Source organism: Streptomyces sp. NPDC096105, assembly GCF_044763335.1.
GTDB lineage: Bacteria > Actinomycetota > Actinomycetes > Streptomycetales > Streptomycetaceae > Streptomyces.
In genome coordinates this window covers 220,838-246,903 of record NZ_JBIWGC010000001.1, presented here as the reverse complement: position 1 = coordinate 246,903, position 26,066 = coordinate 220,838, and the positions used below count along the sequence as shown (strand labels likewise).

The 26,066-nt window shown below is 71.6% G+C and carries 22 protein-coding genes and 1 riboswitch; of the genes, 17 read left to right on the top strand and 5 right to left on the bottom strand.

Annotated features, from left to right (window positions below):
• Positions 1–212: 212 nt before the first annotated feature.
• The 5 genes from ACIQ8B_RS01120 (at position 213) to ACIQ8B_RS01100 (ending at position 6,645) form a co-directional block, all read left to right on the top strand.
• A complete protein-coding gene (locus ACIQ8B_RS01120; RefSeq protein ID WP_106414565.1) occupies positions 213–1,016 on the top strand; it encodes a PspA/IM30 family protein in 804 nt (267 codons plus the stop codon).
• 21 nt (positions 1,017–1,037) lie between these two features.
• Positions 1,038–1,319, top strand: coding sequence for a hypothetical protein (locus ACIQ8B_RS01115; protein ID WP_106414566.1), 282 nt, complete (start codon positions 1,038–1,040; stop codon positions 1,317–1,319).
• A gap of 110 nt (positions 1,320–1,429) precedes the next feature.
• The gene (locus tag ACIQ8B_RS01110) at positions 1,430–2,653 is read left to right on the top strand and encodes a sensor histidine kinase (RefSeq protein WP_403544327.1); all 1,224 of its coding nucleotides are present in this window, start codon (positions 1,430–1,432) and stop codon (positions 2,651–2,653) included.
• A 22-nt stretch (positions 2,654–2,675) separates the two neighbouring features.
• Entirely contained in the window at positions 2,676–3,389 is a 714-nt protein-coding gene (locus tag ACIQ8B_RS01105; RefSeq protein ID WP_290007392.1) for a response regulator transcription factor, read from the top strand.
• A gap of 136 nt (positions 3,390–3,525) precedes the next feature.
• The gene (locus ACIQ8B_RS01100) at positions 3,526–6,645 is read left to right on the top strand and encodes an efflux RND transporter permease subunit (protein ID WP_403544325.1); all 3,120 of its coding nucleotides are present in this window, start codon (positions 3,526–3,528) and stop codon (positions 6,643–6,645) included.
• A gap of 82 nt (positions 6,646–6,727) precedes the next feature.
• On the opposite strand, the gene nadA is transcribed toward ACIQ8B_RS01100, so the two are convergent.
• Positions 6,728–7,912, bottom strand: coding sequence for a quinolinate synthase NadA (nadA, locus tag ACIQ8B_RS01095; protein WP_290007394.1), 1,185 nt, complete (start codon positions 7,910–7,912; stop codon positions 6,728–6,730).
• 285 nt (positions 7,913–8,197) lie between these two features.
• On the opposite strand from nadA, the gene ACIQ8B_RS01090 reads away from it, so the two are divergent.
• Entirely contained in the window at positions 8,198–8,554 is a 357-nt protein-coding gene (locus tag ACIQ8B_RS01090) for an iron-sulfur cluster assembly accessory protein (protein WP_006135694.1), read from the top strand.
• Positions 8,555–8,635: 81 nt separating this feature from the next.
• Here the strand turns inward: ACIQ8B_RS01090 and ACIQ8B_RS01085 are convergent, their stop codons facing one another.
• The gene (locus ACIQ8B_RS01085; RefSeq protein WP_403544322.1) at positions 8,636–10,498 is read right to left on the bottom strand and encodes a hypothetical protein; all 1,863 of its coding nucleotides are present in this window, start codon (positions 10,496–10,498) and stop codon (positions 8,636–8,638) included.
• Between the two features lie 143 nt (positions 10,499–10,641).
• Positions 10,642–10,851, bottom strand: coding sequence for a hypothetical protein (locus ACIQ8B_RS01080; RefSeq protein ID WP_403544320.1), 210 nt, complete (start codon positions 10,849–10,851; stop codon positions 10,642–10,644).
• 129 nt (positions 10,852–10,980) lie between these two features.
• On the opposite strand from ACIQ8B_RS01080, the gene ACIQ8B_RS01075 reads away from it, so the two are divergent.
• On the top strand, positions 10,981–11,955 hold the full coding sequence (locus tag ACIQ8B_RS01075; RefSeq protein ID WP_290007406.1) for a carbohydrate kinase family protein: 975 nt from the start codon (positions 10,981–10,983) through the stop codon (positions 11,953–11,955).
• Positions 11,956–11,961: 6 nt separating this feature from the next.
• Here the strand turns inward: ACIQ8B_RS01075 and ACIQ8B_RS01070 are convergent, their stop codons facing one another.
• Positions 11,962–13,350, bottom strand: coding sequence for a cysteine desulfurase/sulfurtransferase TusA family protein (locus tag ACIQ8B_RS01070; protein ID WP_403544318.1), 1,389 nt, complete (start codon positions 13,348–13,350; stop codon positions 11,962–11,964).
• 299 nt (positions 13,351–13,649) lie between these two features.
• On the opposite strand from ACIQ8B_RS01070, the gene coxB reads away from it, so the two are divergent.
• From coxB to ACIQ8B_RS01050, 4 genes are all read left to right on the top strand, one after another.
• Positions 13,650–14,642, top strand: a complete 993-nt coding sequence (gene coxB, locus ACIQ8B_RS01065; RefSeq protein ID WP_403544316.1) for a cytochrome c oxidase subunit II — start codon at positions 13,650–13,652, stop codon at positions 14,640–14,642.
• Positions 14,639–16,375, top strand: a complete 1,737-nt coding sequence (gene ctaD, locus ACIQ8B_RS01060) for a cytochrome c oxidase subunit I (RefSeq protein WP_290007411.1) — start codon at positions 14,639–14,641, stop codon at positions 16,373–16,375. The genes coxB and ctaD overlap by 4 nt, the downstream gene beginning before the upstream one ends.
• Positions 16,372–16,770 (top strand): cytochrome c oxidase subunit 4, encoded by a 399-nt coding sequence (locus tag ACIQ8B_RS01055; protein ID WP_106414576.1) that lies wholly within the window; start codon positions 16,372–16,374, stop codon positions 16,768–16,770. The genes ctaD and ACIQ8B_RS01055 overlap by 4 nt, the downstream gene beginning before the upstream one ends.
• 130 nt (positions 16,771–16,900) lie before the next feature.
• On the top strand, positions 16,901–18,187 hold the full coding sequence (locus tag ACIQ8B_RS01050; RefSeq protein WP_403544313.1) for an Ig-like domain-containing protein: 1,287 nt from the start codon (positions 16,901–16,903) through the stop codon (positions 18,185–18,187).
• A gap of 25 nt (positions 18,188–18,212) precedes the next feature.
• Here the strand turns inward: ACIQ8B_RS01050 and ACIQ8B_RS01045 are convergent, their stop codons facing one another.
• The gene (locus tag ACIQ8B_RS01045; protein ID WP_403544311.1) at positions 18,213–18,614 is read right to left on the bottom strand and encodes a hypothetical protein; all 402 of its coding nucleotides are present in this window, start codon (positions 18,612–18,614) and stop codon (positions 18,213–18,215) included.
• A gap of 213 nt (positions 18,615–18,827) precedes the next feature.
• On the opposite strand from ACIQ8B_RS01045, the gene ACIQ8B_RS01040 reads away from it, so the two are divergent.
• From ACIQ8B_RS01040 to ACIQ8B_RS01015, 6 genes are all read left to right on the top strand, one after another.
• Entirely contained in the window at positions 18,828–19,439 is a 612-nt protein-coding gene (locus ACIQ8B_RS01040; protein WP_106414579.1) for a heme-copper oxidase subunit III, read from the top strand.
• A gap of 79 nt (positions 19,440–19,518) precedes the next feature.
• On the top strand, positions 19,519–20,331 hold the full coding sequence (locus tag ACIQ8B_RS01035) for a c-type cytochrome (protein WP_403544309.1): 813 nt from the start codon (positions 19,519–19,521) through the stop codon (positions 20,329–20,331).
• Complete coding sequence (locus tag ACIQ8B_RS01030) at positions 20,328–21,386, top strand: Rieske 2Fe-2S domain-containing protein (RefSeq protein ID WP_403544307.1); 1,059 nt, start codon at positions 20,328–20,330, stop codon at positions 21,384–21,386. Before ACIQ8B_RS01035 ends, ACIQ8B_RS01030 begins: the two co-directional genes overlap by 4 nt.
• Positions 21,383–23,020: a cytochrome bc complex cytochrome b subunit gene (locus ACIQ8B_RS01025; RefSeq protein ID WP_290007425.1), complete on the top strand. Its 1,638-nt coding sequence runs from the start codon at positions 21,383–21,385 to the stop codon at positions 23,018–23,020. The genes ACIQ8B_RS01030 and ACIQ8B_RS01025 overlap by 4 nt, the downstream gene beginning before the upstream one ends.
• Positions 23,021–23,168: 148 nt before the next feature.
• Entirely contained in the window at positions 23,169–24,233 is a 1,065-nt protein-coding gene (gene trpD / locus ACIQ8B_RS01020) for an anthranilate phosphoribosyltransferase (protein ID WP_290007427.1), read from the top strand.
• Between the two features lie 97 nt (positions 24,234–24,330).
• Positions 24,331–24,447: riboswitch (SAM riboswitch) on the top strand.
• 173 nt (positions 24,448–24,620) lie between these two features.
• A complete protein-coding gene (locus tag ACIQ8B_RS01015) occupies positions 24,621–26,042 on the top strand; it encodes an aminotransferase class V-fold PLP-dependent enzyme (RefSeq protein WP_403544304.1) in 1,422 nt (473 codons plus the stop codon).
• The last annotated feature ends 24 nt before the right edge of the window (positions 26,043–26,066 follow it).

Genomic DNA, 26,066 nt, shown 5'->3' with positions numbered 1-26,066 from the left:
CAGATGGGGACGTAGCGGGGGTCTCCGGGACGGCCGGCGGCCGCCACCCGGGAACCACCTACTCCCTGCGCCGGATCAGGAGGGTACTCAGTCGTCCTTGGGGATGAGCGCATCAGTCCCCGGACAGTGCGGTAATGGATGCAGGGCCCGTACTGTGGGTTCTGTCGCAGTCACTGGAGCTGGAGTCCGTCAGAAGGGGGCGCGCGAAGCCCATGAGCGGTGTCATGAAGCGTATGGGGATGATCTTCCGCGCGAAGGCGAACAAGGCCCTTGACCGGGCCGAGGACCCGCGCGAGACCCTCGATTACTCGTATCAGAAGCAGCTGGAGCTGCTCCAGAAGGTCCGCCGCGGTGTCGCCGACGTGGCGACCAGCCGCAAGCGCCTGGAGCTCCAGCTCAACCAGCTCCAGTCCCAGTCGGGGAAGCTGGAGGACCAGGGGCGCAAGGCGCTCGCGCTCGGCCGTGAGGACCTGGCGCGCGAGGCCCTCTCCCGTCGCGCCGCGCTCCAGCAGCAGGTGACCGACCTGGAGACGCAGCACGCCACGCTCCAGGGCGAGGAGGAGAAGCTGACGCTGGCCGCGCAGCGGCTCCAGGCCAAGGTGGACGCCTTCCGCACCAAGAAGGAGACCATCAAGGCCACCTACACCGCCGCCCAGGCGCAGACCCGGATCGGCGAGGCCTTCTCCGGCATCTCCGAGGAGATGGGCGACGTCGGCCTGGCCATCCAGCGCGCCGAGGACAAGACCGCCCAGCTCCAGGCGCGGGCCGGCGCGATCGACGAACTGCTCGCCTCCGGCGCCCTGGACGACCCGTCCGGCATGCACAAGGACGACATCCAGGCCGAGCTGGACCGCCTCTCCGGTGGCACGGACGTGGAGCTCGAACTGCAGCGCATGAAGGCCGAGCTGGCCGGCGGCGGCTCCGGCGACCGCCAGGCCCTGGAGGGCGGCCAGGAGCAGGCGCAGCCGCAGGCCCAGCAGCAGCCGCAGGACACCCCGCGCTTCGACAAGCAGTAGTCCCACGCCGAGGAGGGCGACATGATCGTACGGATCATGGGGGAGGGGCAGGTGACGCTGGCGGAGAGCCGGCTCCCCGAGCTGGACGAGCTGGACGAGGAACTGCTCGCCGAGATGGAGAACGGCGACGGGCCCGGCTTCCGCGCGACGCTGCGGGCACTGCTGGACAAGGTGCACGAGCTGGGCGAGCCGGTGCCGGACGACTCCCTGGAGCCGTCCGACCTCATCCTCCCGTCCCCCGACGCCACCCTCGAGGAGGTCCGTGACCTCCTCACCGACGACGGCCTCGTCCCGGGGACCTGAGGCGTCCCCGGGACCACCCGGTCCGATCGTCCGCGAGGAGCCGTCCGCAGAGAGGGGGGGGGACCGGGGCCGCGCCGCACGGGCGTCCGCTCCGGTCACCGCAACCAGCCGTGAGCACCCTGACACGCGTCCGGCGCCGGGCGCGGGCCCACCCGGCCGCCGTGGACACGGCGCTGGCCGCCGGCGTCCTGCTGTGCATGGTCGCCGGGTCCTTCGTCGACCCGCACGGCCCCGAAGGGGTCCGCTGGGGCCTGCGCACCCCGGACGCGCTCAGCCTGGTCCTGATGACGCTCGGGGCCGCCGCGCTCGTCCTCCGCCGCCGCGCGCCCCGCACGGTGCTCGGTGTGGCCGGCGGCCTCTCCGTCGTCGAGTCCGTCACCGGCGACCCCCGCGCTCCCGTCGCCATGTGCGCGGTCGTCGCCCTCTACACGGTGGCCGCCTCCACCGACCGCCCCACCACCTGGCGGCTCGGTCTGCTCACCACGACCGTCCTCACCGGCGTCGCGATGGCCGCCGGACCCCTGCCCTGGTATGCCCAGGAGAACCTGGCGATCCTCGCCTGGACCGGCATCGGCGCCACCGCGGGGGACGCCGTCCGCAGCCGCCGCGCGTTCGTCCGGGCCATCCGGGAGCGCGCCGAACGGGCCGAACGCACCCGCGAGGAGGAGGCCCGCCGCCGGGTCGCCGAGGAGCGCCTGCGCATCGCCCGCGACCTGCACGACGTGGTCGCCCACCACATCGCCCTGGTCAACGTCCAGGCCGGGGTCGCCGCCCACGTCATGGACAAGCGGCCCGACCAGGCCAAGGAGGCCCTCGCCCACGTCCGTGCGGCCAGCCGCCACGCGCTCGGCGAACTGCGCGCCACCGTCGGCCTGCTGCGCCAGTCCGGCGACCCCGAGGCGCCCACCGAGCCCGCCCCCGGCCTCGACCGCCTCGACGAGCTCGCCGCCACCTTCCGCAACGCCGGACTCCGCGTCGAGGTGGCCCGCGCCGACCAGGGCACCGAACTGCCCGCCGCCGTCGGCCTGGCCGCGTACCGGATCGTCCAGGAGGCGCTGACCAACGTGCAGAAGCACGCCGGGGCCGGCGCGCGCGCCGAGGTCAGCGTCGTACGCGTCGGACCGCACATCGAGGTCACCGTGCTCGACGACGGCGGCGACGCGGGCCACGCCCCCACCCCCGGCGGCGGGCACGGACTGCTCGGCATGCGCGAACGCGTCACCGCGCTGCGCGGCACCCTCACCACCGGCCCCCGCTACGGCGGCGGCTTCCGCGTGCATGCGATCCTTCCCGTCGAGCCCCGCACCTCCGCCGCCCCCGGCAGCCCCCCGTGACCGACGCCCCGCTGGAGCCCGCATGACGATCCGCGTCCTGCTCGCCGACGACCAGGCACTGCTGCGCAGCGCCTTCCGCGTCCTGGTCGACTCCGAGCCGGACATGGAGGTGGTGGGCGAGGCGTCCGACGGCGCCGAGGCCGTCCGGCTGGCGCGCGAACACCGGCCCGACGTGGTCCTCATGGACATCCGCATGCCCGGCACCGACGGGCTCGCCGCCACCCGCGAGATCAGCTCCGACCCCGCGCTCGACGGGGTGCGGGTGGTGATACTGACGACCTTCGAGGTCGACGACCACGTGGTCCAGTCGCTGCGGGCCGGCGCCTCCGGCTTCCTCGGCAAGGGCTCCGAGCCCGGCGAGATGCTCCACGCGGTCCGCGTCGCCGCCGGGGGCGAGGCACTGCTGTCCCCGCAGGCCACCAAGGGCCTGATCGCCCGCTTCCTCGCCCAGGAGGGCCCGCCCGGCCCCGACCGCGACCCGGAGCGCGCCGAGCGGCTGGACTCGCTCACCGTGCGCGAGCGGGAGGTGCTGGTGCAGGTCGCCGGCGGCCACTCCAACGACGAGATCGCCGAACGCCTCGAGGTCAGCCCGCTCACCGTGAAGACCCACGTCAACCGCGCCATGGCCAAGCTGGGCGCCCGCGACCGGGCCCAACTCGTGGTGATCGCCTACGAGTCCGGGCTGGTCCGTCCGAGGACGGACCGGGCACAGCCGGGTGTACTGCGGCCGGAGTAGGCGCCGCGTGAAGATATCGGACCTCGGGACCACGGATCGGTCCCGGGCCATGCCCCAGGGTGTAGAGCGGGCCGCTCGCTGTGCGCGCGCCCGTCTGCCGGACCTTCGCCGCTCCACGGAAAAGAGACCCTGACCCATGTCCTGGCTGTCCAGATTCAGCCTCGCGCAACGGGCGCTGATCGGACTGATGTCGATCATCGCGCTCGTCTTCGGGGCGATCGCGATACCCCAGCTCAAACAGCAGCTCCTGCCCACCATCGAACTGCCCATGGTCTCCGTGATCGCGCCCTACCAGGGCGCGTCGCCGGACGTGGTGGAGAAGCAGGTCGTCGAACCCATCGAGGACAGCCTGGAGGCCGTCGACGGCATTTCCGGCGTCACCTCGACGGCGAGCGAGGGCAACGCCGTGATCATGGCGTCCTTCGACTACGGCAACGACACCCAGCAGCTCGTCGCCGACGTGCAGCAGGCCGTCAACCGGGCCGGCGCCCGGCTGCCGTCCGGGGTGGACCCGCAGGTCGTCGCCGGCTCCACGGACGACATCCCGGCCGTGGTGCTCGCCGTCACCTCCGACAAGGACCAGCAGGCGCTCGCCGATCAGCTGGACCGCACGGTGGTGCCCGCGCTGAAGGGCATCGACGGCGTCGGCCAGGTCATGGTGGACGGCGTACGGGACCTTCAGGTCACCGTCGTGCCCGACGACGCGAAGCTCGCCCGGGCGGGCCTCACCACGGCCTCCGTCGCCCAGGCCCTCCAGGCCGGCGGCGCCACCGTCCCGGCCGGCTCCTTCGACGAGAACGGCGCCAACCGCACCGTCCAGGTCGGCGGCGGCTTCACCTCGGTGCGGCAGATCCAGGACCTGATGGTCACGGCCGGCCCCGGCGAGGGCAAGCCGGTCCGCCTCGGCGACGTCGCCACCGTCCGGCAGGAGGAGGCGAGTTCCGCCTCCCTCACCCGCACCAACGGCAAGCCCAGCCTCGCCGTGCTGGCCACCATGGACCACGACGGCAGCGCGGTCGCCATCTCCGAGGCCGTCGAGAAGGAGCTGCCCGGGCTGCGCGAGGACCTCGGCGACGACGCCACCCTCACCGTGGTCGCCGACCAGGGCCCCGCCGTCTCCAAGGCCATCGACGGCCTGACCACCGAGGGCGCGCTCGGTCTGGTCTTCGCCGTGCTGGTGATCCTCGTCTTCCTCACGTCGGTCCGCTCCACCCTCGTCACCGCGGTGTCCATCCCGCTGTCGGTGGTGCTCGCGCTGATCGTGCTGTGGACCCGTGACCTGTCCCTGAACATGCTGACCCTGGGCGGTCTGACCATCGCCATCGGCCGGGTCGTGGACGACTCCATCGTCGTCCTGGAGAACATCAAGCGGCACCTCGGCTACGGCGAGGAGCGCCACGCCGCGATCATGAAGGCGGTGCGCGAGGTGGCCGGCGCGGTCACCTCCGCCACGCTCACCACCGTCGCCGTCTTCCTGCCGATCGGCCTGGTCGGCGGCATGGTGGGCGAGCTGTTCGGCTCCTTCAGCCTCACCGTCACCGCCGCGCTGCTGGCGTCCCTGCTGGTGTCGCTGACGGTCGTGCCGGTGCTGTCGTACTGGTTCCTGCGGCCGCCGAAGGGCACCCCGGAGGACGCCGAGGAAGCCCGCCGGCTGGCGGAGGAGAAGGAGGCCAGGAGCCGCCTGCAGCGCGCCTACGTGCCCGTGCTGCGGTTCGCCACCCGGCGCCGGCTGGCGAGCCTGGCCATCGCCGTGGTCGTGCTGATCGCCACCTTCGCCATGGCCCCGCTGCTGAAGACCAACTTTTTCGACGCGGGCGAGCAGCAGGTCCTGACCGTCCGCCAGGAGCTGGAGCCCGGCACCAGCCTGGCCGCCACCGACGCCCGGGCGAAGAAGATCGAGAAGCTGCTCTCCGACACCGAGGGCGTCGAGGACTACCAGGTGACGGTCGGTTCGTCCGGCTTCCTGGCGGCCTTCGGCGGCGGCACCGACACCAACCAGGCGAGCTACCAGGTCATGCTGGAGGAGTCCGCCTCCTCCGACGAGGTGCGGGACAGCATCGAGAAGGGCCTCGCCGAGCTCGACGGCATCGGCACCACCGTCGTGGCGGCCGGTGACGGCTTCGGCGGCCAGGACGTCAGCGTGACCGTCAAGGCGGCCGACGCGCAGGTGCTGCGCAAGGCGGCCGAGCAGGTCCGTGACGCGGTGGCCTCGCTGGACGACGTCACGGACGTCACCAGCGACCTGGCGCAGAGCGTGCCCCGCATCTCGGTCGAACCCACCGACAAGGCCGCAGCGGCCGGCTTCGACGCCCAGACCCTCGGGATGGCCGTCACCCAGTCGGTGAAGGGCACCCCGGCCGCCAAGGCGGTCCTCGGCGACGCGGAGCGGGACGTCGTGATCCGCTCGGCGCGGCCCGCCACGACCGTGGAGCAGCTGCGCAACCTGCGCCTCGGCCCGGTGAAGCTGGGTGACATCGCCACCGTCCGGCTGGTGGACGGCCCGGTCTCCATGACCCGGATCGACGGCCAGCGCGCGGCGACCGTCACCGCCCGCCCGGTCGGCGAGAACACGGGCGCCGTGGGCACGGAGCTCCAGAAGAAGATCGACGAGCTGACGCTGCCCGCGGGTGCGACGGCCGAGATCGGCGGCGTGACCGCGGACCAGGACGAGGCCTTCGTCAACCTGGGCCTCGCCATGCTGGCCGCCATCGCCATCGTGTTCATGCTGCTGGTCGGCACCTTCCGGTCGCTGGCCCAGCCGCTGATCCTGCTGGTGTCCGTCCCGTTCGCGGCGACCGGCGCGCTCGGCCTGCTGCTGCTCACCGGCACCCCGATGGGCGTCCCGGCGATGATCGGCATGCTGATGCTGATCGGCATCGTGGTCACCAACGCGATCGTGCTGATCGACCTGATCAACCAGTACCGCGCGCAGGGCCACGGCGTCATCGAGGCCGTGATCGAGGGCGGCCGGCACCGACTGCGGCCGATCCTGATGACGGCCCTGGCGACGATCTTCGCCCTGCTCCCGATGGCGCTCGGCGTCACCGGCGAGGGCGGCTTCATCGCCCAGCCGCTCGCGGTGGTGGTCATCGGCGGCCTGATCACGTCGACCCTGCTCACCCTGCTCCTGGTCCCGACGCTCTACGCGATGCTGGAACTGCGCAAGGAGCGCCGCGCCCAGCGGCGCGCGGCCAAGCGGCAGGCGGCCTCCCGGCCGGAGTCCTCCTCCGACGAGGCGGCCGCGGCGCAGGTCTGACCCCGCGGAACCCGCGAAGGCCCTCGCCCGGCACCGGAAGGTGCCGGGCGAGGGCCTTCGCCGCGTGCGCCGTGTGCCGGAGTTACGGCAGCGCCAGCATGCGCTCCAGGGCCAGCTTCGCGAAGGCCTCCGTCTCCTTGTCGACCTCGATGCGGTTGACCAGGGTGCCCTCGGCGAGGGACTCCAGGGCCCAGACCAGGTGGGGGAGGTCGATGCGGTTCATGGTCGAGCAGAAGCAGACCGTGCGGTCGAGGAACACGATCTCCTTGTCCTCGGACGCGAAACGGTTCGCCAGGCGCCGGACCAGGTTCAGCTCGGTGCCGATGGCCCACTTGGAGCCCGCCGGGGCCGCCTCCAGGGTCTTGATGATGTACTCGGTCGAGCCGACGTGGTCCGCCGCGGCCACGACCTCGTGCCGGCACTCGGGGTGCACCAGGACGTTGACGCCCGGGATGCGCTCACGGACCTCGTTCACCGAGTCCAGGCTGAAGCGGCCGTGCACCGAGCAGTGGCCGCGCCACAGGATCATCTTCGCGGCGCGCAGCTCCTCGGCGGTCAGACCGCCGTTCGGCTTGTGCGGGTTGTAGACGACGCAGTCCTCCAGCGACATCCCCATGTCCCGCACCGCCGTGTTGCGGCCCAGGTGCTGGTCGGGGAGGAAGAGGACCTTCTCGCCCTGCTGGAACGCCCAGTCCAGGGCGCGCCTGGCGTTCGACGAGGTGCATATCGTGCCGCCGTGCCTGCCGGTGAAGGCCTTGATGTCGGCGGAGGAGTTCATGTACGAGACGGGGACGACCTGCTCGGCGATCCCGGCCTCGGTCAGCACGTCCCAGCACTCGGCCACCTGCTCGGCGGTGGCCATGTCCGCCATGGAGCAGCCGGCCGCGAGGTCCGGGAGGACCACCTTCTGGTCGTCGCCGGTGAGGATGTCGGCGGACTCGGCCATGAAGTGCACACCGCAGAACACGATGTACTCGGCCTGCGGGCGCGCGGCGGCGTCCCGCGCCAGCTTGAAGGAGTCGCCCGTGACGTCGGCGAACTGGATGACCTCGTCCCGCTGGTAGTGGTGGCCGAGCACGAAGACCTTGTCCCCGAGCTTCGCCTTGGCCGCGCGGGCGCGCTCCACCAGGTCCGGGTCGGACGGCGAGGGGAGGTCGCCGGGGCACTCCACACCGCGCTCGCTCCTCGGGTCGGCCTCACGGCCGAGGAGCAGCAGGGCGAGGGGCGTCGGCTGGACGTCGAGCTCCTGGGGCTGGGCGGTGGTCACGGCACGCACCCTTTCTGTTCTGGCGACTTCTCGTCTAATTGACGCTATTTATCATAACCGGTTCATGTCACTTTGACGATGGTCATAGCGTCCATGTGACGTGAATCCCGCCGGCCGCCCGTGCGTTCCCCGCGGGCCCCGCGAGCGACGGTTTCCGCTCCGCACGGCGTGTGCGAGCATGAGGAGGGAGCCGAGGAAAAGACGCGCCCGGCCCGGAATGAATCCGCGGCCCCGTCGGTTGCAACCGTCGGCAAGCAGTCTCCGTACAACCCGGGAGAGATGTAGATGTCCGTATCGGACGAGACCACCACCGTCACCGACGGCATCATCCTGACCGACGCCGCCGCGTCCAAGGTCAAGGCGCTGCTCGACCAGGAAGGCCGTGACGACCTCGCCCTGCGCGTCGCCGTCCAGCCCGGCGGCTGCTCCGGCCTGCGTTACCAGCTCTTCTTCGACGAGCGTTCGCTCGACGGCGACGTGGAGAAGGACTTCGGCGGTGTGAAGGTCGTCACCGACCGCATGAGCGCCCCGTACCTGGGCGGCGCCACCATCGACTTCGTCGACACCATCGAGAAGCAGGGCTTCACGATCGACAACCCGAACGCCACGGGCTCCTGCGCCTGCGGCGACTCCTTCAGCTGAGCGGCTCCGCCTCCACAGCGCACGACGAAGGCGGCGGTCCCGTTCTCACGGGACCGCCGCCTTCGTCGTGCGCGTCCGCCGTCAGCGGGTGCGGGGCGCCGGCAGGCGGGCGCCCTCCTTGTGCAGCGGCACCGGCTCGCCCTTCGCGTCCACGACCTCGCGGTCGCCGAGCGGAGCGTCCAGCCGCACCGTCTCCTGGTACTGCTTGGCGATCAGGATGCACACCTCGCCCGGCCGGGACGTCTCGGTCACCCGTACCGTGACCTCGTCCCCGCTCTCGCTCGCCGTCGCCTCGTAGTCCGCGCAGACGCCGCCCGTGAACGCCACGGTCAGCTCGTCGCCCTCCGCCGTGTAGCCCTCCACCTCGACCTCACGCGTGGCCGGCGCGGACGTCGGTTCGTCACCGGGGCCGGACGGCTCCTCGCCCGGCCGCTGTCCGGACCCCTCCGGCGGGGCGAGGAACGAGGGGGCGACCGCGGGGTGCGTCACCGTGAACGGGCTCTCCGAGCCCGCCGGGCGCACCTCGAACAGCCAGGACGGCACCAGCGCGGGACGCCCGTCCACCGCGTGCGCGGCCAGCCCGAACACCGCCTCGTCCACCGACACGGTGTCGCCGGCCGGCTTCGCCGCCGGGACGCACGGCTCCTCCTGCCGCTGCCCCTCGTCCAGCGGTACGGGGGTGGCGCAGCCGCCGATCTCCACCCGGCCCCCGGCGCCGGGCGCGCCGTTCATCGCGTCCAGCGCCTCGCGGGCGCTCACCACGGGGTAGTCGTCCCCCTTCACCGGCTCCGCGAGCCGGCCGCTGCCGCCGACCACCTCGCCGCCGGCCCCGACGACCACCCCGGTCGTCCACCCGTACGTCGGCAGCCCGCCGACCTCCGGGTCGGCGTTCACCACACGCCTGCCGTCCAGCACCTGGCTCGCGTCCAGCTTGGCGTCGTCCTGGCCCACCGCCTTGAGCACCGGCGCGGCGGCCTTCTTCGCGGCGGCCTCGCTCACCGCTGGGGTGTTCGCGCCGGCCGGGGCCTTGCAGGTGGCGCCCTTGCAGTTGTCGCTGCCGGGGATGTTCCGGCTGAACGTCCAGGCGCCGGGGGCCCGCTGGTCGACGCGCAGGGCCGGACCGGAGCCGTCCTGGCCGCCGATGCGCCAGGAACCGCCCTCGGCGACCGGCTCGCCCTCCATCCCCAGCGCCCTCGCCAGCGCGACCACCCTGTCCTCGGTCACCTGGCCCCGCGCGTGGAACACCGGCGCCGAGTCCGGGCCCTCGGGGAGCGTGCCGTCGGCGCGGTAGGTGGCGCCGTACGGATTCGGCTCGCCCGGCGCGATGCCGGCCGGGCCGCTCTCCGAGTGGCCGTCCAGGGCGAGCGGCGGGGGAGCGGGGTCGCCGTTCGCCCCCGGGGCCGTACCGCCCCCGGAGTCCCCGGCGGCCCCGGCCGCGAGATACGCCCCGCCACCGCCGGCCAGCAGCACGGCGGCGGCCACGGAGACCACCAACGCCGGCGTCCGCCGCCGCCCCGCTCTCCCGGACCCGCGGTCGCCGCCATGGCCCGCGCCGACCACCGGCTCATCCGGTTCGACGGACCCGTCCGCCTCCGCTGCGGGAGCCCCGGCGCGCGCGGGCCTGTCCGCCCCGGCTGCGGGAACACCGCCGCTTCCCGCGGGCCCGTCCTCATCGGCATCGGCCGCTTCACCGCCGGCGGTCCGCGGGCCGGCCGCTTCGGATTCACCCGTCCCGGTGTCCGTGGTCACGGCGTCCGCATCCCCGGGCGCCGAAGTCCTGGCGCCCTCGGGCTCCGAGGTCCCGGCGTCCTCGCCCGCGCCACGCGTCCGCGTGGCACCGGAGGCGGCCGCTTCCGCGGCGGAGGCGGCGCGCGGTCCTGCGCCCCCCGCGTCGCCCGTGGCGGGGCGCGGCTCGTCGTCGTGGTCGGGTCGCTCGGTGTTCACCGCATCGCTCCTTCGCCTGCACAGCCGTCCCCTGTGGACCCTGCCCGGTCGCACCGGGACTGCAGAGGGTTCGTGTCCCGCGTCCCCCCCACGGGGGACGGCGATGGGACGCAGCGGGGGAGCGCGCGGTTCCCCGCGTCGGCTCAGTCGCCGTAGTCGCACATGGCGTCGAGCATCCGCGCGGAGGCGGGCGGCACGTCCACCCCGTGGATCAGGGAGGGGGCGACCGGCCGGGCCGCCGCCCGCTCGGGCGCCGTCCAGTGCGGGGCCATCCGGGCGCAGTCGCCGCGCAGCGAGGCCAGGTCGCCCTCGAGGTCGACCGGAGCGGGGGCGTGGGCCTTGATGTTCGTCATGTCCGCACCGTATGCACGCCGGCAGCCGCGAAGAAAGGGCTACTATCGGGTAGTTTCGGCTGCTTCTGCGGGCCGTCCCCACCCGGTAGCGTGAAGTGTCAAACCCCCTCCCTCAGGAGATTCCACGCCGTGCGCATCGCAGTCACCGGCTCCATCGCCACCGACCACCTCATGACCTTCCCCGGCCGGTTCGCGGACCAGCTCGTCGCGGACCAGCTGCACACGGTCTCGCTGTCCTTCCTGGTCGACAACCTCGACGTGCGTCGCGGCGGAGTGGCCGCGAACATCGCCTTCGGCATGGGCCAGCTCGGCACCCGCCCGATCCTGGTCGGCGCGGCCGGCTTCGACTTCGACGAGTACCGGGCCTGGCTGGACCGGCACGGCGTCGACACCGGTTCCGTGCGTATCTCGGAGACGCTGCACACCGCCCGTTTCGTGTGCACCACGGACGCCGACCACAACCAGATCGGCTCCTTCTACACGGGCGCGATGAGCGAGGCCCGCCTGATCGAGCTGAAGACCGTCGCCGACCGTGTGGGCGGTCTCGACCTGGTGTCCATCGGCGCCGACGACCCGGAGGCGATGCTCCGGCACACCGAGGAGTGCCGCTCCCGGGGCATCCCGTTCGCCGCCGACTTCTCCCAGCAGATCGCCCGCATGGACGGCGAGGAGATCCGGATACTGCTGGAAGGGGCCACGTACCTCTTCTCCAACGAGTACGAGAAGGGCCTCATCGAGACGAAGACCGGCTGGACCGACGAGGAGATCCTCGCCAAGGTGGGCCACCGCGTCACCACCCTCGGCGCCCGCGGCGTGCGCATCGAGCAGGCCGGCGAGCCGGCCGTCGAGGTCGCCTGCCCCGACGAGGAGCGCAAGGCCGACCCCACCGGCGTGGGCGACGCCTTCCGCGCCGGCTTCCTGTCCGGCCTGGCGTGGGGCGTCTCGCTGGAGCGCGCGGCGCAGGTCGGCTGCATGCTGGCGACCCTCGTCATCGAGACGGTCGGCACCCAGGAGTACCAGCTGCGCCGCGCCCACTTCATGGAGCGCTTCACCAAGGCCTACGGCGACGACGCCGCCACCGAGGTGCGGCAGCACCTGGGCTGAGCCCGGTCATGACAGCCGGCGGACCGCATAGACCGTGCCCCGGTCCGCCGGCTGCTCGCCGACGTACTCCTGCCCGCGCATCTCGCACCACGCGGGGATGTCCAGCCGGGCCGCCTCGTCGTCCGCGAGGACCCGCACCAGGCCGCCCACCGGCACATCGCCGATCACCTTGGCCAGCTCGATCACCGGGACGGGGCAGCGCCGTCCCAGCGCGTCCACCACCAGCGCCTCGTCCCGCTCCTCCGTGACCACGTCCGTCCGGGACACCGGCGCGCCGAGCCTCTCCCGCACCCCGGCCACCACGCCCGGCAGCACGGCGAGGAACCGCTCGACGTCCCCCTCCTCCGTGCCCGGCGGCAGCGAGACGCGGACGTTGCCCTCGCTGAGCACCCCCATCGCCCTCAGCACGTGGCTGGGCGTCAGCGTGCTGCTGGTGCAGGAGGAGCCGGAGGACACGGAGAACCCGGCCCGGTCCAGCTCGTGCAGCACGGTCTCCCCGTCGACATAGAGACACGAGAAGGTGACGACGCCCGGCAGCCGCCGCTCCGGGTCCCCGACCACCTCCGCGTCCGGCACCAGCTCCGGCACCCGCGCCCGGATCCGCTCCGTCAGTTCCCGCAGCCGGGCCGCCTCCTGGGCGGCCTCCGCCCGCACCGCCCGCAGCGACGCCGCCGCGGCCACGATCGCCGGGAGGTTCTCGAACCCGGGCGCCCGCCCCGACTCCCGCTCGTCGCGCGGTCCCCGGGGCGCGAACCGCACCCCCTTGCGCACCACCAGCAGCCCGACCCCCGAGGGGCCGCCCCACTTGTGGGCGCTCGCCGCGAGCAGCGACCAGTCGCCGTCCACCGGCCCCCAGCCCAGCGACTGGGCCGCGTCCACCAGCAGCGGCACCCCCGCCGCCCGGCACGCCCGGGCCGCCTCGGCCACCGGCTGGAGGGTCCCCACCTCGTGGTTGGCGGACTGCAGACAGGCCAGCGCGGTGTCCGGCCGCAGCGCCCCGGCGAACTCCGCCGGGCTCACGGCGCCCGTGCGGTCCACCGGGACCTCGGTGACCGTGCCGCCGCCGGCCCGGTGAACTTCCGCCGCATGGAGTACAGAAGAGTGTTCGACCGCTGACACGATCAGGTGGTGCCCCGTGCGCCGCCGCCCGGCCAGCGCCCCCGCGATCCCGGAGTGCACCGCGGCCGTGCCCGACGGGGTGAACACCAGCTCGTCCGGCCGGCAGCCCACCGACTCCGCGGCCGCCTCGCGCGCCGCGTCCAGCAGCAGCCGGGCCCGCCGCCCCTCCTTGTGCAACCGCGCCGGATCCGCCCACCCTTCGTCCAGGGCGGCCAACAGGGCCTGCCGGGCGACGGGGTGGAGCGGAACGGCGGAAGCGGCATCGAAGTAGGACACGCCCCCACGCTAAGCGCCCCGGCGCGAACCCGGGAACCGGCCCGGGCGCGGGCGCGCTCCGGCGGCCGGGGGAGGCTTCCGCACCCGCCCGCGTGACATCCCGGACGCCCGGGCGATGGGGCGCTCGGTGTAACCCGCGGCGCGTATGGCACCCCTCCCCGCGAGAGCTCAAAAGGCGTCGGCTAGGGTTTGGTCCGCATAAACATCCAAACCCCTGCCCGACGCAGGGCGGCGACCGACCAGCGAGAAGGCCAGGCCGCAGCCGAACAGCGCGGGCGAGACTCTCGGGAAGGCGCTACGTGAGTCCCAACGGCTCCGACCTCCCCCACGGCCTGGAAGGCGTGGGCGGTACCCCCAAGCCGCGGCGCCCGATGCGGCGGAAGCTGCTGCAGGCACTGACCGCGGGCCTGGTCCTGGCGACCGCCACCGGTTGCACATGGGAGGACTTCCCCCGCCTTGGCATGCCCACCCCCACGACGGAAGAGGCTCCGCGGATCCTCTCCCTGTGGCAGGGGTCCTGGGCGGCCGCGCTCGCCGTCGGCGTGCTGGTGTGGGGCCTGATCCTGTGGAGTGCTTTCTTCCACCGGCGCAGCCGCACCAAGGTCGAGGTACCTCCGCAGACCCGGTACAACATGCCCATCGAGGCGTTGTACACGGTGGTCCCCCTCATCATCGTCTCGGTGTTCTTCTACTTCACCGCCCGTGACGAATCCGAGCTGCTGAAGCTCGAGAAGAAGCCCGACGTCACGGTGAACGTGGTCGGCTTCCAGTGGAGCTGGTGCTTCAACTACGTCGAGAACGTCGAGGGTTCCACGGGCGACGCCAAGACGTCCAAGGAACTCGACGCGATCCCGGACCGCTACAAGGAGGCCTTCCCGGCCGACGCCGGCGGTGTGCACGACTGCGGCATCCCCGGTACCCGGAACCCGCAGACCAACAACCCGGGCCCCACCCTGTGGCTGCCCGAGGGCAAGCGGGTCCGCTTCGTGCTGACCTCGCGTGACGTCATCCACTCCTTCTGGGTGGTGCCGTTCCTGATGAAGCAGGACGTCATCCCGGGCCACACCAACGCCTTCGAGGTGACCCCCAACCGTGAGGGCACCTTCCTGGGCAAGTGCGCCGAACTCTGCGGCGTCGACCACTCCCGGATGCTGTTCAACGTGAAGGTCGTCTCCCCCGAGCGGTACGAGCAGCACCTGAAGGACCTCGCGAAGAAGGGGCAGCAGGGCTACGTGCCCGCGGGCATCGAGCAGTCCGGCCCCGAGAAGAACCGGGAGTCGAACATCCTGTGAGCATCCTCAACGAACCCAAGGGTGCCGCGGCAGCAGGGTCCCACTACGAGGACGAACTGCCGGTCAGGCGCCAGAACCGTGGCAGCGTCGTGGTCAAGTGGCTGACCACCACGGACCACAAGACGATCGGCACCATGTACCTGGTGACGTCGTTCGTCTTCTTCATCATCGGCGGCGTGATGGCCCTGGTGATGCGCGCCGAGCTGGCCCGCCCGGGCCTGCAGGTCGTGTCGAACGAGCAGTTCAACCAGGCGTTCACGATGCACGGCACGATCATGCTGCTGATGTTCGCGACGCCGCTGTTCGCCGGCTTCGCGAACTGGATCATGCCGCTGCAGATCGGCGCGCCCGACGTGGCGTTCCCGCGGCTGAACATGTTCGCCTACTGGCTCTACTCGCTCGGTTCGCTCATCGCGGTGGGCGGCTTCCTCACCCCGGACGGCGCCGCCAGCTTCGGCTGGTTCGCCTACTCGCCGCTGTCGGACGCGGTCCGCTCGCCGGGCATGGGCGCCGACCTGTGGATCATGGGCCTCGCCCTCTCCGGCTTCGGCACCATCCTCGGCGCGGTCAACTTCATCACCACCATCATCTGCATGCGCGCTCCGGGCATGACGATGTTCCGCATGCCGATCTTCACCTGGAACGTGCTGCTCACCGGTGTGCTGGTGCTGCTCGCCTTCCCGGTGCTCGCCGCCGCGCTGTTCGCCCTGGAGGCGGACCGCAAGTTCGGGGCGCACATCTTCGACTCGACGAACGGCGGAGCGCTGCTCTGGCAGCACCTCTTCTGGTTCTTCGGTCACCCCGAGGTGTACATCATCGCGCTGCCGTTCTTCGGCATCGTCTCCGAGATCATCCCGGTGTTCTCCCGCAAGCCGATGTTCGGCTACATGGGTCTCATCGGCGCGACCATCGCGATCGCGGGTCTGTCGGTGACGGTGTGGGCGCACCACATGTACGTCACGGGCGGTGTGCTGCTGCCGTTCTTCTCCTTCATGACCTTCCTGATCGCGGTCCCGACCGGTGTGAAGTTCTTCAACTGGATCGGCACCATGTGGAAGGGCAGCCTGTCCTTCGAGACGCCGATGCTGTGGACGCTGGGCTTCCTCATCACGTTCACCTTCGGCGGTCTGACCGGCGTCATCCTGGCCTCGCCGCCGCTGGACTTCCACGTCTCCGACTCGTACTTCGTGGTGGCGCACTTCCACTACGTGGTGTTCGGCACCGTGGTGTTCGCGATGTTCGCCGGCTTCCACTTCTGGTGGCCGAAGTTCACCGGCAAGATGCTCGACGAGCGGCTCGGCAAGATCACCTTCTGGACGCTGTTCGTCGGCTTCCACGGCACCTTCCTGGTCCAGCACTGGCTGGGTGTCGAGGGCATGCCGCGCCGGTACGCGGACTACCTGGCCGCGGACGGCTTCACCGCCCTGAACACGGTCTCGACGATCGCCTCCTTCCTGCTCGGCATGGCGATGCTGCCGTTCTTCTACAACGTGTGGAAGACCGCCAAGTACGGCAAGCCGGTCACCGTCGACGACCCGTGGGGCTACGGCCGCTCGCTGGAGTGGGCCACCTCCTGCCCGCCGCCCCGGCACAACTTCCTCACCCTGCCGCGGATCCGCAGCGAATCCCCGGCGTTCGACCTGCACCACCCGGAGATCGCCGCGCTCGACGAGCTCGAGAACGCCGGTCACGGTGAGAAGGCCCTCTCCGGCGGCAAGGAGGCCGGCAAGTGAAGATCCAGGGCAAGATGTTCATGTGGCTGAGCCTCTTCTTCCTGGCCATCGCCGTGGTCTACGGCGTCTGGTCGAAGGAGCCGGTCGGCACCACCGCCCTCTTCCTGGCCTTCGGCCTGAGCATCATGGTCGGCTTCTACCTGGGCTTCACGGCCCGGCGGGTCGACGTGGGCGCCCAGGACGACAAGGAGGCGGACGTCGCCGACGACGCCGGCGAGGTCGGGTTCTTCAGCCCGCACAGCTGGCAGCCGCTGGCCCTGGGCGTGGGCGCCGCCCTGGCCTTCATGGGCGTGGCCATCGGCTGGTGGCTGATGTACTTCTCCGCTCCGATCCTGCTGATCGGTCTGTGGGGCTGGGTCTTCGAGTACTACCGCGGTGAGAACCGCACCCAGTAGCACGCCGCACGGCACCCGGGAGCCCGGACACTCCGTCAGGAGGGTCCGGGCTCCCGCTCGTGCCGCGTCCGCCTCACCCGTTCGGGCCGTCCGGTGAGCCGGGACCGGCCCGGCTCCCTAGCGTGAGGCCATGAGAGACACCGAGTCCCCCCGCACCGGCCTCCGCGGCGCGCGGGCCCGTCTCGCCGGCTGCGCGCTGCTGGCGGCGGCCCTCGGCGCGGGCGTCACCGGCTGTTCCTCCGACAGCAGCCCGCTGTCCGCCGAGCCGTACGACGCGGCGGACCAGATCTCCTTCAGCGGCTCCCTCGACGAGGGCGGGCCCGTCGACCCCGACCAGCCCCTCGAGATCACCGCCGAGAACTCCGACGGGCGCATCACGGACGTCGTCGCGGTGGACGCCGCCGGACGGCACCTGTCGGGCGAACTGGCCGCCGACGGCAGCCGCTGGCACAGCACGTCCCCGCTGGCCGAGGACGCGCAGTACACGGTCCGCGTGAGCACCGAGGACGAGGACGGCAGGCCCGGCCGCAAGGTCGTCGCCTTCACCACGGGCAGGCCCGGCACGGCCAAGCGCCTGGGCGTCGCCTTCGGCCCCGGGGCGGGCACGTACGGGGTCGGCCAGCCGCTCGTCGCGGAGCTCAGCGAGCCGGTCAGGGACCGGGCGCAGCGGGCCGTCGTGGAACGCGGCCTGGAGGTCGACTCCACGCCCGCCGTGACCGGCGCCTGGTACTGGGTCGACGACAAGAAGCTCCACTTCCGGCCCGAGGAGTACTGGCCGGCCCACGCCACCGTGCGGGTGCGCAGCAACCTGGAGGGCGTCTGGATCGGCGACCGGCTGCGGGGCGGCGGGGCCGAGCCGCTCACCCTCCGCACCGGTGACCGCGTGACAGCCCTCACGGACGCCGCCGCCCACCGGTTGACGGTCTACAAGAACGGCGAGGAGATCAAGCAGATCCCCGTCACCACCGGCAAGCCCGGCTTCGAGACCCGCAACGGCGTCAAGGTGGTGCTCGCCAAGGAACGCTTCGTACGCATGCGCAGCACCACCGTCGGCATCGCCGAGGGCTCCGCCGAGTCGTACGACCTGGACGTGCACTTCGCCACCCGGGTGACCTGGAGCGGCGAGTACGTGCACGCCGCCCCGTGGTCGGTCGGCTCGCAGGGCTACGCCAACGTCAGCCACGGCTGCGTGGGCATGAGCACCGCCGACGCCGAGTGGTTCTTCGACACCGTCCGCCAGGGCGACCTCGTCGAGGTCGTGAACTCGGACGGCGACACGATGGAACCGTTCGGCAACGGCTTCGGCGACTGGAACCTGGACTGGGACAGGTGGCGCGAGGGCAGCGCCCTCACGGGCGGCGGGAAGACCCCCGGCACCGTCCAGGAGACGGCCCGGCTGCGGCCGGCGGCCGTGTGAGCCCGCACGGCCGCCGCGGGAGCTCCTAGGCGCCCGCCAGCGCCTTCCGGCGCAGCAGCGAGGCCAGGGCGGAGGCGAACTCCACCGGCTCCACCGGGTGCGTCACCGCGGCCTCCGCGCGGCTCCAGGTCGCCAGCCAGGAGTCCTGCGGCCGTCCGATCAGCAGCAGCACCGGCGGGCAGTCGAAGATCTCGTCCTTGATCTGCCGGCACACGCCCATGCCGCCCATCGGCACGGCCTCGCCGTCCAGCACGCACACGTCGATGCCGCCCCGGTCCAGCTCCTTGAGCACGGCCGCCGGCGTCGCGCACTCGACGAACTCCACGGGGGGCACGTCCGGTGCCGGCCGCCGCCCGGTGGCGAGCCGCACCTGCTCCCGGGTGTTGGCGTCGTCGCTGTAGACCAGCACCGTGGCGGTCGCCTGCATTGTTCCTCCACGCGTAAGAGAGAGGGCACGGCTTGTCGGGAACTTCGGGTACCGATGGCGCGGATGCTACCCCCTCGGACCGCCTGTCAACACTGTTCGGACACGGCTTCGAAGGGGGCTCTCATGGGCCATACGGGCAGTCCAGGAGGGGCGAACACACCGAACGGCACCCCCGGGAGTGAGGGCGGGATAAGCGACCGACATAATGTCGGCGTGGCGACAGCAACGACAGTAGACACCGGGCACGCGCACCCGTCGGTCAACCGACCGAACCTCACCAGCGTCGGAACCATCATCTGGCTGAGTTCCGAGCTGATGTTCTTCGCGGCCCTCTTCGCGATGTACTTCACCCTGCGATCGGTGACCGGACCCGAGTTCTGGTCGGAGAAGGCCGACCTGCTGAACTTCCCGTTCTCGGCGACGAACACCACGATCCTGGTGCTCTCCTCGCTCACCTGCCAGCTCGGCGTCTTCGCCGCCGAGCGCGGTGACGTGAAGAAGCTCCGGATGTGGTTCATCGTCACCTTCATCATGGGGGCGGTGTTCATCGGCGGCCAGGTCCTCGAGTACACCGAGCTGGTCAAGCACGGGGGCCTGTCCCTCTCCTCCGACCCGTACGGCTCGGCCTTCTACCTGACCACCGGCTTCCACGGCCTGCACGTGACGGGCGGCCTGATCGCCTTCCTGCTGGTCCTGGGCCGGACCTACGCGGCCCGGAGGTTCACCCATGAACAGGCGACCGCGGCCATCGTCGTGTCCTACTACTGGCACTTCGTCGATGTCGTCTGGATCGGCCTCTTCGCCACGATCTACATGATCAAGTAGGCGGGCCCTCATCCGCGCGCTGGACACAGCGCACCCAACAGAAGCATCGACGCAGAAGATCCTGACACCGGGGTAATCCGTGAAAAAGCTCTCCGCACGACGACGCCATCCGCTGGCGGCGCTCGTCGTCCTACTCCTCGCGCTGGCATGCACCGGGGGGCTGTACGCCGTGTTCGCACCCGCGGACAAGGCGCAGGCCGACGAAACCGCCCAGTCCCTCACCATCGAGGAGGGCAAGAAGCTTTACACCGTCGGCTGCGCGAGCTGCCACGGCACCGGCGGTCAGGGCACCACCGACGGCCCGAGCCTGGTGGGCGTGGGCGCCGCGGCGGTCGACTTCCAGGTGGCCACCGGCCGTATGCCTGCCTCGACCTCCCAGACCGCGCAGGTCCCGCGCAAGAGGAACATCTACACCCAGGCCGAGATCGACCAGCTGGCGGCGTACATCGCCTCCCTGGGCTCCGGCCCGGCCATCCCGACCGAGGAGCAGTACGGCCCCGAGGGCGCCGACGCCGCCGAGGGCGGGCAGCTGTTCCGCAACAACTGCGCGCAGTGCCACAACTTCACCGGCAAGGGCGGTGCGCTCACGCACGGCAAGTACGCCCCCAGCCTGGAGGGCGTCGACCCCAAGCACATCTACGAGGCCATGCTGACCGGCCCGCAGAGCATGCCCTCCTTCCCCGACAGCGTGCTGTCGGAGCAGAACAAGAAGGACATCATCGCGTACCTCGACGAGGTCAACAGCGATGACACCGAGAGCTACGGCGGGCTGGCGCTGGGCGGTCTCGGTCCCGTCGTCGAGGGTCTGTTCGCGTGGATCTTCGGACTCGGGGCGCTGATCGCGGTCGCCGTCTGGGTCGCCGCTCGGACCGCAAAGGCCAAGAAGTCATGAGTAGCCAAGACATTCCCGAAGAGAACCTGCCCGCAGCGCAGGACACCGGCCCCGGCCGGGTGAAGCTCGCGGACGAGCAGAACCCGTTCGCCGACCCGGGCCTGCCGCCGCACGAGCCGCGGATCCAGGACATCGACGAGCGGGCCGCCAAGCGGTCCGAGCGCACGGTCGCCCTGCTGTTCACGGTGTCGATGCTGGCCACCATCGGCTTCATCGTCTCGTACGTGGCCATCCCGATCGACAAGACGATCTACATCTGGACGCTCGGTCACATCAGCGCGATGAACTTCGCGCTGGGCATGACGCTCGGCACCGCCCTGTTCTGCATCGGCGCCGGCGCGGTCCACTGGGCCCGCACGCTGATGTCGGACCACGAGCTCGCCGACGAGCGTCACCCGGTCGAGGCGGCCCCCGAGGTCCGCGCGAAGGTCATGGACGACTTCCGCCAGGGCGCCAAGGAGTCGGCGCTCGGCCGCCGGAAGCTGATCCGCAACACCATGTTCGGCGCGCTGGCCCTGTTCCCGCTCTCCGGCGTGATGCTGCTGCGCGACCTCGGGCCGCTGCCCGGGACGAAGCTGCGCCACACCCTGTGGTCCAAGGGCAAGCTGCTCGTCAACGTGAACACCAACGAGCCGATGCGCCCGTCGGACCTGATCGTGGGTTCGCTGGCCTTCGCCAAGCCCGAGGGCCTGGACGAGCACGACCACGGTTTCCAGAACGAGATCGCCAAGGCCGCCCTGATGCTGGTCCGGATCGAGCCGGAGGACATCAAGGACAAGCGCACGCTCGAGTGGTCGCACGAGGGCATCCTCGCGTACTCGAAGATCTGCACCCACGTCGGTTGCCCGGTCTCCCTGTACGAGCAGCAGACGCACCACGCCCTGTGCCCCTGCCACCAGTCCACCTTCGACCTTGCCGACGGCGCCAAGGTGATCTTCGGTCCTGCCGGCCACCCGCTGCCGCAGCTGCGCATCGGCGTGAACGACGAGGGTTACCTCGAAGCGCTCGGCGACTTCGAAGAGCCCGTCGGCCCTGCTTTCTGGGAGCGCGGATGAGTACTACGACCAGCACCGAGTCCCGCTCGCGCGGGAAGGCACCGGCCGGTGAGCGGGTCGCCGACTGGGCCGACGGCCGGCTGGGGATCTACTCCCTGGCCAAGGCCAACATGCGCAAGATCTTCCCCGACCACTGGTCGTTCATGCTGGGTGAGATCTGCCTGTACAGCTTCATCATCATCATCCTCACGGGTGTGTACCTGACGCTGTTCTTCCACCCGGCGATGAACGAGGTGGAGTACCACGGCAGTTACGTCCCGCTGCAGGGCCAGCTGATGAGTGAGGCCTACAAGTCGACGCTGGACATCAGCTTCGACGTCCGTGGCGGCCTGCTCATCCGGCAGATCCACCACTGGGCCGCGCTGATCTTCGTGGCCGGCATGTTCGTGCACATGATGCGCGTGTTCTTCACCGGCGCGTTCCGCAAGCCGCGTGAGATCAACTGGCTGTTCGGCTTCCTGCTGCTCGTCCTCGGCATGTTCACCGGTTTCACCGGCTACTCGCTCCCGGACGACCTGCTCTCGGGCACCGGTATGCGCTTCATGCAGGGCGCGGTCCTGTCCGTGCCGGTCGTCGGCACGTACCTCGCGTTCTTCCTCTTCGGCGGCGAGTTCCCCGGCGACGACTTCGTCGCCCGGTTCTTCTCGATCCACGTCCTGCTGCTGCCGGGCATCATGCTCGGCCTCGTGGTGGCGCACCTGATCCTGGTCTTCTACCACAAGCACACGCAGTTCGCGGGCCCCGGAAAGACCAACAAGAACGTCGTCGGCATGCCGCTGCTGCCGGTGTACATGGCCAAGGCCGGAGGCTTCTTCTTCCTGGTCTTCGGTGTGATCGCCGCGATCGCCGCGATCGCCACGGTCAACCCGATCTGGTCCATCGGCCCCTACCGGCCGGACATGGTCTCCACCGGCGCCCAGCCGGACTGGTACATGGGCTTCTCCGAGGGCCTGGTCCGCATCATGCCGGGCTGGGAGATCAACTTCTGGGGTCACACGCTCGCCCTGGGCGTGTTCATCCCGCTGATGGTCTTCCCGCTGGTCCTGGCGGCCATCGCGGTGTACCCGTTCATCGAGTCCTGGGTCACCGGCGACAAGCGCGAGCACCACATCCTGGACCGCCCGCGCAACGCCCCGACCCGCACCGCGTTCGGTGTCGCCTGGATGACGCTGTACTTCGTCCTCCTCGTCGGCGGCGGCAACGACATCTGGGCCACGCACTTCCACCTGTCGATCAACGCCATCACCTGGTTCGTCCGGATCGCGTTCTTCGTCGCCCCGGTCGTGGCGTTCATCGTCACCAAGCGGATCTGCCTCGGCCTGCAGCGCCGGGACAAGGAGAAGGTGCTGCACGGCCGCGAGTCGGGCATCATCAAGCGCCTGCCGCACGGTGAGTTCATCGAGGTCCACGAGCCGCTCAGCCAGGAGCAGCTCTACACCCTCACCGCGCACGAGCAGCCCAAGCCGCTCGAGATCGGCCCCGAGGTCGACGAGAACGGTGTCCGCCGCAAGGTGAAGGCCACCGAGAAGCTGCGCGCGAAGCTCAGCAAGGGCTTCTACGGCGAGGAGTCGCAGGTTCCGAAGCCGACCGTCGAGGAGTACAAGGAGATCACGAGCGGCCACGGCCACCACTGATCCCCCGAGCTCCACACGTCGCCACACGACAGCGAAGGGCCCCCGTCCGTTCTGCGGACGGGGGCCCTTCGCCGTGCCCGGAGCTGGATAGGGTGGGTGCGGGACCCGTCCGGTCCCCAGGCACCCGCTACGACCGTCAGGAGCGACCATGAGCGCTGTGACCCCCGCTGGAGGCGACAACGCGGCGGGCCGCTCCTGGCCCGCCCTGCTGAACGGACTGCTGGACGGCCGCGACCTGTCCGCCGACGACACCGCCTGGGCGATGGACCTGATCATGCGGGGCGAGGCGACCGACGCGCAGATCGCCGGCTTCGCGGTGTCGCTGCGGGCCAAGGGCGAGACCGTCGAGGAGATCACCGGCTGCGTCCGGGCGCTCTACGACCACGCCAACGTCATCGAGGTGCCGGGCGCCACCGTCGACATCGTCGGCACCGGCGGCGACGGCGCCAGGACGGTGAACATCTCCACCATGTCCTCGATCGTCGTCGCCGGCACCGGGGCCAAGGTCGTCAAGCACGGCAACCGCGCCGCGTCCTCCGCCTCCGGCGCCTCCGACGTCCTGGAGAAGCTGGGCGTCAACCTCGACCTGACCCCGCGCCGGGTCGCCGAGGTCGCCGAGGAGGCCGGCATCACCTTCTGCTTCGCGGTGAAGTTCCACCCGGCGCTGCGCCACGTGGCCGCCGCGCGCGGCCAGCTCGGCATCCGCACGGTGTTCAACTTCCTCGGCCCGCTCGCCAACCCGGCGAAGGTCAAGGCCCAGGCGGTCGGCGTCGCCGACGCGCGCATGGCGCCCATCATGGCCGGGGTGTTCGCCGGACGCGGCCACTCCTCCCTGGTGTTCCGCGGCGACGACGGCCTGGACGAGCTGACCACCACCGGCACCTCCCGGGTGTGGGTGGTGCGCGACGGCGAGGTCACCGAGGAGACGTTCGACCCGCGGGACGCCGGCATCGAGCTGGTCCCGGTGGAGGCGCTGCGCGGCGCCGACGCCTCCTACAACGCCGAGGTCGCCCGCCGGCTGCTGGACGGCGAGCGCGGTCCGGTCCGCGACGCGGTGCTGCTGAACTCCGCGGCGGCGCTGGTGGCCCTGGAGCCCGGCAGCGGCACGCTCACCGAGCAGATCCGCGCCGGGATGGCGAAGGCGGCCGAGTCGATCGACTCCGGCGCCGCCAAGCGGGTCCTCGAGCGCTGGGTCGCCGTCACCCACGCGTAGGCCGCGGCGCGGACCGACGCGCGGGCCCCGTGACGGCCGTCCCGCGATCCGGATGCGGGTTGCGGGACGCCGGTCACCTCACGTACGTTCCCTCTCAGGTCATGAGTGACAGCCATCAGGCCCCGGCCGGCTGTCCGGCAACCCTCCGTCCGTGGCGGGGTGCCCCGGGTGAAGACCGGGCCGTGAGCAGCAGGGCTCACGGCAAGCGCGGACCCCTCGCACACCAGGGGTCCTGGTCGTCGAGGAGTCTTCCGTGAGCAAGCGAATGCGCTAGGGCGTCGAGCCCCGCCTCCGCACACCCTCTTTCCCTCTTCTCCTTCGCGCTGGAGCGCCGCCGTCGTGCCGTCCGCTCGCGCGGGGACCCGCCTGCCCTCCGGGAGTTCCGTCATGCCCGCTGCCCCCACCGTCGCCGCCGAGCCGTCCGTCCGCTCCCCGCTGCCCGTCCTCGGCCGGGACGTCGCCGTCCCCCTGGTCACCGGCGGCGAGGCCGTCTACGCCGCGCTCGACTACGCCGCCAGCGCCCCCGCCCTCCAGCGCGTCTGGGACGACGTGGCCGCCTACGCCCCCTACTACGGCAGCGTCCACCGCGGCGCCGGCTACCTCTCCCAGCTCTCCACCGACCTGTTCGAGAACGCCCGCCGGACCGTCGCCGAGTTCCTCGGCTGCCGCATCGAGGACAGCCCGGGCGAAGCCCGGTCCGGCAAGGGCGGTGGCGGGCGACGGGAGGGGGACCAGGTGGTGTTCACCCGTTCCACCACCGACTCCCTCAATCTGCTCGCCGCCGCCCTGCCCGAGGACTGCGAGGTCTTCGTCTTCGAGACCGAGCACCACGCGGCGCTGCTGCCGTGGCGGCGGGCGGCCCGGGTGACCGTCCTCGACGCGCCCGGCACCCCCGCGCAGGCCGTCGAGACGCTGGAGCGCGCCCTCGCCGGCCGCGACCCCCACGGCCCGGCCCTGGTCTGCGTCACCGGCGCCTCCAACGTCACCGGCGAGCTGTGGCCGGTCCGCGAACTCGCCGCCGCCGCGCACGCGCACGGCGCACGCATCGTGCTGGACGCCGCCCAGCTCGCCCCGCACCGCGCGGTGTCCGTGCGGGACCTCGACGTCGACTGGGTCGCCTTCTCCGGACACAAGCTGTACGCGCCCTTCGGCGCCGGGGTGCTGGCCGGCCGCGCCGACTGGCTCCGCGAGGCCGAGCCCTACCTCGCCGGCGGCGGCGCCAGCCGCAAGGTCACGCGGCGCGCGGACGGGACGGTGCACGTGGAGTGGCACGAGACCGCCGCCCGCCACGAGGCCGGCTCGCCCAACGTCATCGGCGCCCACGCCATCGCCTCCGCCTGCAAGGCGCTCACCGAGGCGGGGTTCGACGCGCTCGCCGCGCGGGAGGAGGCGCTGGTCCGCACGGTGCGGGAGGGGCTGGCGGACGTGCCTCAGGTGCGGTTCCTGTCCTTGTTCGGCGACGACGCGCCCCGGGTGGGGGTGCTGTCCTTCGTGGTCGCCGGCTGGAACAGCTCCCACTTCGCAGCGGCGCTCTCCGCCGAGTACGGCATCGGGGTGCGGGACGGCCTGTTCTGCGCGCACCCGCTGGTACGGCGGCTGCTGGGCGGCGACACGGGCGGTGCGGGGGAGTGCGGGGCGCCGGAGGCGGGGGCGTTGAACGCGATCCGCGTGAGCTTCGGCGCCGGCACGCCGGAGGAGCATGTCGAGCGGTTCGTGCGGGCGGTGCGGGAGCTCGTGCGGGACGGGGCGCGGTGGAAGTACCGGACGGTGGACGGGCGGTGCGTGCCGGACACGTCGGGGCGGGCGTAGGAGGGAGCCGCCCCCGCCGCCCCT

What these genes read in the sequence shown, in the direction of transcription:
- ACIQ8B_RS01120 (WP_106414565.1), top strand. Translation starts at nt 213, where the DNA reads ATGAGCGGTGTCATGAAGCGTATGGGGATGATCTTCCGCGCGAAGGCG.
- ACIQ8B_RS01115 (WP_106414566.1), top strand. Translation starts at nt 1,038, where the DNA reads ATGATCGTACGGATCATGGGGGAGGGGCAGGTGACGCTGGCGGAGAGC.
- ACIQ8B_RS01105 (WP_290007392.1), top strand. Translation starts at nt 2,676, where the DNA reads ATGACGATCCGCGTCCTGCTCGCCGACGACCAGGCACTGCTGCGCAGC.
- ACIQ8B_RS01100 (WP_403544325.1), top strand. Translation starts at nt 3,526, where the DNA reads ATGTCCTGGCTGTCCAGATTCAGCCTCGCGCAACGGGCGCTGATCGGA.
- ACIQ8B_RS01090 (WP_006135694.1), top strand. Translation starts at nt 8,198, where the DNA reads ATGTCCGTATCGGACGAGACCACCACCGTCACCGACGGCATCATCCTG.
- ACIQ8B_RS01080 (WP_403544320.1), bottom strand. Translation starts at nt 10,851, where the DNA reads ATGACGAACATCAAGGCCCACGCCCCCGCTCCGGTCGACCTCGAGGGC.
- ACIQ8B_RS01050 (WP_403544313.1), top strand. Translation starts at nt 16,901, where the DNA reads ATGAGAGACACCGAGTCCCCCCGCACCGGCCTCCGCGGCGCGCGGGCC.
- ACIQ8B_RS01045 (WP_403544311.1), bottom strand. Translation starts at nt 18,614, where the DNA reads ATGCAGGCGACCGCCACGGTGCTGGTCTACAGCGACGACGCCAACACC.
- ACIQ8B_RS01030 (WP_403544307.1), top strand. Translation starts at nt 20,328, where the DNA reads ATGAGTAGCCAAGACATTCCCGAAGAGAACCTGCCCGCAGCGCAGGAC.
- ACIQ8B_RS01025 (WP_290007425.1), top strand. Translation starts at nt 21,383, where the DNA reads ATGAGTACTACGACCAGCACCGAGTCCCGCTCGCGCGGGAAGGCACCG.
- trpD (WP_290007427.1), top strand. Translation starts at nt 23,169, where the DNA reads ATGAGCGCTGTGACCCCCGCTGGAGGCGACAACGCGGCGGGCCGCTCC.
- ACIQ8B_RS01015 (WP_403544304.1), top strand. Translation starts at nt 24,621, where the DNA reads ATGCCCGCTGCCCCCACCGTCGCCGCCGAGCCGTCCGTCCGCTCCCCG.